This window comes from Desulfonatronospira sp. (assembly GCA_003563255.1).
GTDB lineage: Bacteria > Desulfobacterota > Desulfovibrionia > Desulfovibrionales > Desulfonatronovibrionaceae > Desulfonatronospira.
Genome location: PWSL01000128.1, coordinates 1 through 8,514 on the forward strand (window position 1 = coordinate 1; position 8,514 = coordinate 8,514).

An 8,514-nucleotide genomic window follows, 5' to 3' on the forward strand; every position below is an offset into this window, starting at 1 on the left:
CAATCTGCCTGCCCGGTGAAATAGACGAAGTCTCAGCGCAGTTTATCCCGTGAAACAGTCCCTTGGGACTCCCCAAAGGGGGTTTCACTGGGACGGATTTCACTGGGTGTGATCTGTGGGCCAAAAACTCTTTTCTAATCTGGGTTGCGGGCATAGCCCGCGTTGGGATTTCTACGCTTGTATTCGGCAATCTTTCGTGTGATCTCAGAAATATCTGTCAGTACAGGCATTTGGATGCCTATGTCGATAGCCGGCAAAAGACCGCATGGCCGGTGTCTTGCTTCAATCAAACCAGGTTCGGGGCGGGATTTGCAGGAAATCTCCCAGTCTGATACCGTCCGGGCCAACCAGGAGCACCTTTCGGGGGGCGAAGGCCCTGGTGAACGACTTCATCCCCGGCAGGGTGGTTGATTCGCGGCCTTGCCGGTTACCGCTCTTTACTTCGATGGCGACGAGTTCCCCCCGCAGTTCAAGCACGAAGTCAACCTCCCGGTTCTGCTCCCGCCAGTAGTACACTTTGATTCCGGCCGCCTCGCCGTCGTTAAGCAGGTGCGCCCCCACGGCGCTTTCTGTAAGACGACCGAGGAAAATGGGGTCGGCCAGAGCCTGCTCATAATACAACTGGGCCTGGGCGGTAATCAATGCGGTATTAAGCACTTGCAGCTTAGGGCTTGAAGCGCGGCTGCGGATTTTCCCGCCGGAAAATTTCTGCAATCCAGTAACCAAGCCGGCCATCCCCAACAGATCCAGGTAATGCGCCAAGGTGGTGGTGTTGCCAGCATCCTGCAACTGCCCCAACATTTTCTGGTAACTCAAAATTTGGCCGGAATAGGTGCAAGCCAGATAAAATAGGCGGCGCAGCAGGGCCGGTTTATCCACCCTGGTCATCAGCAGGATGTCCCGGGCGATGGAGGTCTCAATCAGGGAGTCGTTTATATATGCGCGCCACCGGTTTGGTTCGGCCAGCAGGGGGGCCGCTCCGGGATAGCCGCCGTAATACAGGAACTGTTCCAGCGACAAACCAAACGCGGCCTGCATTTCAGCAAAACCCCAGTGAGGCATAAAAATGGTCTCGAAGCGGCCGGCCATGCTTTCGCCAAGGCCCTTCTGCATGAGCAACGGGGAGGAACCGGACAACACAACTTTCAGAGGTAGGGCGGAAAAGCTGTCGGCATCCCACAGCCCTTTGACCGTCTCCGCCCACCGGGGCAGCTTCTGGATTTCGTCAAAAAAAAGGATGGCGCCGCCAGGGTCTTGCCGGGCAGCAGTACGGGCCGTCTCCCAATGTTGCATGAGCCAGCTTTCGCTCTGCATGGTCGGCAGGTCTGCCGAGGCATAGAAGACCGGGCACTCGGCCTCCGCGATATATTGCCTGATCAGGGTGGTTTTCCCGACCTGACGCGGACCAGCCAGAATCTGGATAAAGCGGCGCGGTTCGGCCAGACGGCTCTGCAATACTTGAAACTGGGAACGTTTGTTCATTTTTTACTCAATCTCCTGAGATATTTTACTTAATGTTATGAGCAAAATATCTCTGGGTCAAGTAAAAAAACAGGTAAAAAAAACCGAAAACAAGGTAACTTCTCAATAACTCCGGGCGATCTTACACTAAGAAAAGACCTGGATTCCGGCTTTCGCCGGAATGACGAATGAAAACAGGTCGTTGCATTGTGATGTCATACCGGCGGAAGCCGGTATCCAGGAATACTGCCCGGAGTTATTGAGAAGTTACAATTTCTGAGCGCCTAATCCCCGCTCAGCACCTCAATATCGGCCTTCTGGATAGTCTGACCGCGGTATTTTACCAGCGGCTTGAATACCCTGGACACCACCTGCTCACCAGGCAAAAGCTCATGGGTCAAAACAAACTCCACTTTGGCCTCCATGTAATCCTTGTATTGCCTGCCTTCAAGGTCCACTATCTCGTAGCCTTTGTTCTTAAGAGCCTTGAAAGCCCTGGACAAAGATGCCTTTATATCCCTGGTGACTTCACTTTCTTCAGGAAGGTTTCTGGCCCGCTTGACCAGTTTGTAAATTTCATCAGCCAGGCTCAAGGCCAGGGTGTGATCTTGTTCCTGGAAAGTTTCCCCGTTTTGGTGCTGGACCTGCTGACCCGGTTCCGGCATTATCAAAGACAGGTTTTCCAGCAATTCAACCAGCTTTGAATCCTGCAATGACTGCTGGTCCTGCATCTCTTTTCGCAGTGCCCGGCTGGTTTCTTCCAGATTTTTCTGCATTTTTTTACGACCCCGCCTGGCAAAAAGTCCAGCAGCCAAGCCGGTGAAGCCAAGAAACATTGCCAGAGCTGCAGCACCTCCCATGTAAAGTGTGCGCTCTTCCAGTATTCCCTGCAGTTCTTTCAGTCCGGCATCAGTTTCCTGGAGACGGTCTGCAAGCCCCTGGTCCGTAAACTCAATCTCCCGGTGCAGCTCTGCAATGGTTTGTCTCAGTTCCTTTTCTACCTGTTGCACAAGGTTTTTCTGAGTATCCAGACTTTCTTCAAGTTCAGATAGTTCAGAATAAAGACCTTCAATTTCCAGTTCCATCTCGGCTTTAATCCGGGATTCAATTTCAGGTATGGTTTTTTCAAAATCGTCAAGGCTTTTCTGAAGTTCCCCAAGCTCTCCAATACGCTTCAGCTGCTCAGAATACTCAGCATCAATGCCCGACAGCTTCTGCGAAAGCGCCTGCAGCCTGGAATTCAGTTCTTTTCTGGAACTGTCAATTCTTTGCACAGCCCCCTGCAACTGTCCCTTGACTTCCTGCATTTCTGAGATGGATCCGTCCATGTGCTCCATTCGAGCCTGCAAGTCTTTGATGGCGGTCTCATTCACCTCAAGCCCGTCCTGCACCTCCTGGACCTCTTCCCGGTGAATTTCCAGGTATTCCCTGAGCAGGGTATGTTGCCGGCTGAACTGTTCTTCAAGTTCCGCAAGCCTTCGAGCCATGTCACGTTCCAGGGCATGCAGCTCATCTTCCATCTGCATGATCCGGGTGGTCTGCTGGTCAATAAGGGAATCCGGCGCGTCCTCCCTGGATTGTCCTGTACCTTCCTCCAGAGCAAACACCCCTACGGGATAAAACATAAGAAGGGTGTACAGCAGGACCTTGACAATTGCGACACAAATAAAATTCTTCATGGCTGCTTTACCTTTTGCTGAAATGTTATTTGCAGGGAATCATGCTTTAGTGAACTACTCTTGAAACCCTATCAGCTTAGCAAACAGTTTAGCCCTTTTCTATGGAAAGATATCACTAGCGACACTTTATTTCAGCTGGAAGGGGACTGGCTCCGGGACCCATTTGAGCATCATTTTGTGCTTTAAATATTTCATTTTCTGGGACAAGTGGATCCCGGAAGAGCCAGTCCCCGTGCCACATGCAAAGCGCTAAACAGATACATTTTATTGTGCATGACCAGAGCATAAAGCTTTAGCTCTTCAAGTGCAAACGACTTTTTGGCAGCAATAAGCACTGTTATCACTACAGCGACACTTTGTGTTAATGATTGCCTCGGCCACCGGGGACAGGCACTCCCGCACTAATTTTTCTGAAGGATGTTTGACGGCATTTTAAAATTAAGTGCGGGGAGAGCCAGTCCCCTTGGAGTTCAAATAAAGTGTCGCTGTAGTGTTATCATGCTCAAAGATAGCAGGTCAGAAAAAGATTGCTATTTGCTGCTTAGAAATTTAATATTTCCGGCTGTTTTATCAATCTTTTTTTCAATGGATGAACCAAGACATGAAAGTGATTCAGAAAAACGATTCTATCAGAAATATCGCCATAATAGCCCACGTGGACCACGGCAAGACCACCCTGGTGGACGGGATGTTCAGGCAAAGCGGGGTGTTCAGACAGGGACTGGAGGTGGAGGAAAGGATAATGGATTCCATGGACCTGGAGCGGGAAAGAGGCATCACCATCTCGGCCAAAAACTGTTCGGTAGTGTGGCATGGGGTCAAGATAAACATCATCGACACTCCGGGCCACGCTGATTTCGGTGGAGAGGTGGAGCGCTCCCTGTCCATGGCTGACGGCGCAGTGCTTCTGGTGGACGCTTCGGAAGGACCTCTGCCCCAGACCAGGTTTGTTTTGAAAAAGACCCTGGAGGCCGGGCTGAAGATCATCGTGGCCATCAACAAGATCGATCGTAAAGACGCCCGGCCGGCCGAGGTCCTGGATGAAATCTACGATCTTTTCATCGATCTTGACGCCGGGGAGGAACAGCTGGATTTTCCTGTAATCTACTGCATGGCCCTGGACGGCATAGCCAGAAAAGATCTTCATGAAGACTCGGACAACCTGGATATCCTGTTTGATACCATCCTGGATTTTATCCCGCCTCCATCTTTTGAACCGGATAAGCCGTTTCAGATGCTGGTGTCCGACCTGGGGTACTCGGATTACGTGGGGAGGCTTGCCGTGGGCAGGGTGTTCAACGGCAGGGCCAGGCAGAGCGATCAACTGGTTCGCCTGGGACCGGAAGGCAGCCAGGACATGTTGCGGGTGACCAAACTGCAGACCTATGCCGGGCAGGAACTGGTGGAAATAAGCGAGATACAGGCCGGGGACATAGCCGTTATATCCGGCATTGAAGAGGTGCATATCGGAGATACCATATGCACCCGGGATAACCCCATGGCCATGAAGAGAATCACCGTGGACGAACCTACTGTGTCCATGAAATTTTCCATCAATACCTCACCCATGGCCGGTAAAGAGGGCACATATGTCCAGTCCAGCAAGATCTGGGAGCGCCTGACAAAAGAGACTCTGAGCAACGTGGCCATCCAGGTGGAAAAGACACGGGACAAGGACAGCTTTGTGGTCAAGGGCAGGGGTGAGTTCCAGATGGCCATACTCATTGAGACCATGCGCAGGGAGGGATTCGAGTTGAGCGTGGGCCGGCCTCAGGTCATAATCAGGTACCAGGGGGATAAAAAGCTGGAGCCCATGGAGCACCTTTTCATAGACTGCGACGAGGCCTTCATGGGAGTGGTTACGGAAAAGCTGTCCCTGCGCAAGGGACGCATGACCAACATGGTCAATCACGATACCGGGCGGATACGAATAGAGTTTACCGTACCCTCCAGGGGGCTCATCGGCTACCGGGATGAGTTCCTGACGGACACTAAGGGCACCGGCATAATGAATTCCTATTTTACCGGCTACCAGGAGTACCGGGGGGATTTCCCCAACAGGTTCATGGGGTCCCTGGTGGCGGACCGGCCGGGGAATGCAGTACCTTACGCCCTGTCCAATCTCAAGGCCAGGGGCAACCTGTTCATTACACCGGGTACGCCGGTATACGAGGGTATGATAGTGGGGGAGCACAACCGCGAGCACGACCTGAATGTCAACGTGTGCAAGGAAAAAAAACTCTCCAACGTCCGGGCCGCCGGCAAAGACGATGCCATTGTCCTGCCCCCGGTACTGCCCATGACCCTGGAGCGGGCCCTGCATTTCATCCGCGAGGACGAACTGGTGGAAGTCACTCCCGTATCCATCCGCCTGCGAAAGACCATTCTATCAGCCTCACAGAGACACAGTGCCCGGCCAAAAGATTAATCCCGAAGTTTTTCCAGGCTGCACATAAAGCTTCGATTGGAAGGGGTACTGGTGACCGGGTCCCGGTGATGATCGTCTGTCAGCAGGTTTAAGTTGTAATCCTGGTGCACCTCTCCCCAGCCCCAGGCGATAATTACGTAGCCTGGGCATACCCTGTCCGTGACCCCGGCCTGCATTTTTATGCTTCCCCTGGGGGTGTGCACCCGGACCATCTCCCCGGCTGTGATGCCCAGACTGCCGGCATCCTGCTCGTGCAGGTCCACGGTTGGTTTTTCCCCGGTCTTTAAAAGCTTGTCCACATGGTGAAACTGGGTGTGCGTAAAACGGTTTTCCCGTTCTCCGCTCATGCCCACTAGAGCATGGCCTGCATGGCTGGAGAAGCTGATGGGGTTCTTCATTCGTCCATGCTGATAGGGTACCGGGTCATGTCCGTTTTGCTTCAGCCTGTCAGAGAAAAACTCCACTTTGCCTGAAGGAGTGTTGAATCCCTTTGAGCGGTATTTTTCAAAGACCTGTTCCCCGTCTCGGATGCCCTGGGGGGAATTTCTGAGCTTTTCCACAGTGATGCCGCTTGGTTCAAGCTGAAAATCTATGGCCTCCTGTACATCTCCCCAGGGAAACTCTTTTTTAAGGCCCAGTTTTTCAGCCAGCGAAAATATTATCTTCCAGTCCGGCCAGGTCCCGGGGAGAGGTTCTATGGCCCGGTCCTGCAGGACGACCGGGCTGGTACGAAGGGATGCCCGGTTTAGCTGGGTCTTTTCAAAGCACATGCTTGCCGGCAGGATAACGTCGGCAAACTCCGCCGTGCGGGTGAAAAAAGGATCTATAACCACCATAAAGTCTAGGCTTTCAAAGGCCTTTTGTACTCTGGTGGAGTCAGCCATGGTTGCAAGGGGATTGCCGGACTGCACCACCACCATGTTTACAGGGTAGGGGGTCTGGTCCAGCATGGCGTCCACCAGGCAGGACTGGGCATGCAGTCCCCAGTTGGGGTGGAAGCTGCTAAACAGACTGTAGTCCCTGGTGACCGGATAAGTATCCGGAGAAATCCTGTCCCGCAGCTGGATATTGTTTACCCTGGGGGGCTGGGGGATGATATCCCCGCCGGCAATGTCCAGGTTGCCGGTTATGGCCCGCAGCATGGCCACCGCCCGGGTGGCCTGAAAAGTATGCAGCTGCATGTCCAGGCCGTTGCCGTCCACGATGCAGGCAGGGGAAGAGCGGGCATACATGCGGGCCGCCTTTATAATGTCCCGGGCATCCAGTCCGGCAAAGGGGGCTACCTCGTGCGGGGGATAATTCTGTACTGCCCGGGCCAGTGCATCAAAGCCCAGGGTATAGTCGCGGATGAAGTTCTTATTGTGCAGATCACTGTTGATGATCTCGTGCATCATGGCCATGGCCAGCATACCGTCGTGGGCCGGTTTGACCTGCAGGTGGATATCCGCCATGGCCGCCGCCGGAGTGCGCACCGGGTCCACCACTATGAGTCCGGCCCCGTTTTGGCGGGCATGCAGCAGGGCTTCGAAGGCACCGGGCATGGTATTGCGGTCGTTTTTGCCCCAGACCAGGACACAGCCCGAATCCTTGATGCCGGGCATGGTCATGGCCCCGTAGGTGTAAAAGTGAGCCATTTCCCGGGCCACGTGGCAGACCGAGCCATTGCCAATGCTGTTGGGAGAGCCGAAGGCGTTCATGAGCCTCTGGGCGTAATCCCAGGGAGCCCCCCAGTCGGCTGCCATGCCCCTGAGCCAGGCAATGCTTTCCGGGCCTGAAACATTTCTATGCTGCAAAAATTTTGAGGCCACCAGGTCCAGGGCCTCGTCCCAGCCGGCCTCCCGGAACTTTGGCGGTCCCTTTTTTCCTTCGCGGATAAGAGGGGAGCTCAAACGTTTTCTGGAATATACTATCTCCGGGGCCCGCATGAGCCTGGGGCAGTTAATCCTTTCGGCAGGGGGAAGAAAGGATTTCCTTTGGGCCGAAACCAGCCTGCCGGATTCCACCCGGGCCTCCACCGGGCAACAGGCAGAACAGAAACGGCATACGGTATGTACTATCATTTTTTTGCTCTTTTTTGTAACGCTCAGGCCTGAACAGTCATCACCTGAAAGCCTTGACGTAGCAGCTGCGGATAAGTTCATAGTGATTGCGGTGGGTGCGGATTTTCCACCAGACGTGACCTTTTTTTTCGATGTTCCATCCCGGTCCGGGGTTGGCCCGGGGACGTTCAAGCCAGCCGGCGATGTTGTCCAGCCCGTGGCCGGCGAATTCTCCCTCGGGCGTGCCTCCCAGCCAGAATTTACGGTCAGCGCTCTGCTCGGACCAGGAAAAAGGGTCCGAGAGCAGCAGCTGGGCCCCTTCCCTGGGGGCCAGCCGTTCGGCCTCCTGCAGGTGCTGCAGGGGCAAGGGCAGTTTGTCCACCATATTCAGGGAGGCCAGTGCGGAAAAAGCGCCCGAGGCAAAGGGCAGGGCCATGGCGTCGGCAACTATGAACTCAAGGTTTCTGGTCCGCCATCCCGCTGGCAGGACTAGTTTTTCTTTCCGGGTCAGAATACCCTCCTGAACGAGATCCACCTGGATTTGTTTGCGGGTCATTAGTTCTCTGGCCGTCCGGATAAAGGCCACGGAATTATCTATGCCCAGGGCGAAGTCAAACCTGGAGGCCATGTCAAAGGTAAACCTGCCCACGGCTGAGCCCATGTCCAGACAGCCCCCGGCATCCGGGTGCATGAGATCCGCCCAGTCCTGGTAGGCGCTGCTGCCCTCGGGGTCATCAAGAAGGTCGCAGTAGTGGCTCCAGAGGTAGGATGAGACCACGGAAGAGTTTTCATATTTAGACCCGGAGTCTTTAAGTGTGTTCTGCTGCGGGTGCACCATGGCGATGCCTTCCCGGATGGGATACTCTTTCAGGCATTCCGGGCAGTTGAGGGTTCCTTCAAAAACATC

At 54.1% G+C, this 8,514-nt stretch carries 5 protein-coding genes; 1 reads left to right on the forward strand and 4 read right to left on the reverse strand.

What is annotated here, in order from left to right; all coding sequences use genetic code 11:
• Positions 1–282: 282 nt before the first annotated feature.
• On the reverse strand, positions 283–1,482 hold the full coding sequence (locus QZP87_RS03575) for an ATP-binding protein (RefSeq protein ID WP_291321544.1): 1,200 nt from the start codon (positions 1,480–1,482) through the stop codon (positions 283–285).
• Positions 1,483–1,745: 263 nt separating this feature from the next.
• Positions 1,746–3,140, reverse strand: coding sequence for a hypothetical protein (locus QZP87_RS03580; RefSeq protein WP_291321545.1), 1,395 nt, complete (start codon positions 3,138–3,140; stop codon positions 1,746–1,748).
• 601 nt (positions 3,141–3,741) lie between these two features.
• Between QZP87_RS03580 and typA the strand changes: the two genes are divergently transcribed.
• Positions 3,742–5,568, forward strand: a complete 1,827-nt coding sequence (gene typA / locus QZP87_RS03585; RefSeq protein WP_291321546.1) for a translational GTPase TypA — start codon at positions 3,742–3,744, stop codon at positions 5,566–5,568.
• Here typA and QZP87_RS03590 read toward each other — a convergent pair.
• Together QZP87_RS03590 and QZP87_RS03595 are read right to left on the reverse strand one after the other, a co-directional pair.
• Complete coding sequence (locus QZP87_RS03590; RefSeq protein WP_291321547.1) at positions 5,565–7,628, reverse strand: molybdopterin-dependent oxidoreductase; 2,064 nt, start codon at positions 7,626–7,628, stop codon at positions 5,565–5,567. The genes typA and QZP87_RS03590 overlap by 4 nt on opposite strands.
• A 40-nt stretch (positions 7,629–7,668) precedes the next feature.
• Positions 7,669–8,514: methyltransferase domain-containing protein (locus QZP87_RS03595; protein WP_291321548.1), on the reverse strand; the 846-nt coding region annotated here is incomplete at its 5' end.

Bases quoted from the DNA above. Each gene is read 5' to 3' on its own strand.
- QZP87_RS03590 (WP_291321547.1), bottom strand. From the start codon at position 7,628: ATGATAGTACATACCGTATGCCGTTTCTGTTCTGCCTGTTGCCCGGTG.
- typA (WP_291321546.1), top strand. From the start codon at position 3,742: ATGAAAGTGATTCAGAAAAACGATTCTATCAGAAATATCGCCATAATA.
- QZP87_RS03580 (WP_291321545.1), bottom strand. From the start codon at position 3,140: ATGAAGAATTTTATTTGTGTCGCAATTGTCAAGGTCCTGCTGTACACC.
- QZP87_RS03575 (WP_291321544.1), bottom strand. From the start codon at position 1,482: ATGAACAAACGTTCCCAGTTTCAAGTATTGCAGAGCCGTCTGGCCGAA.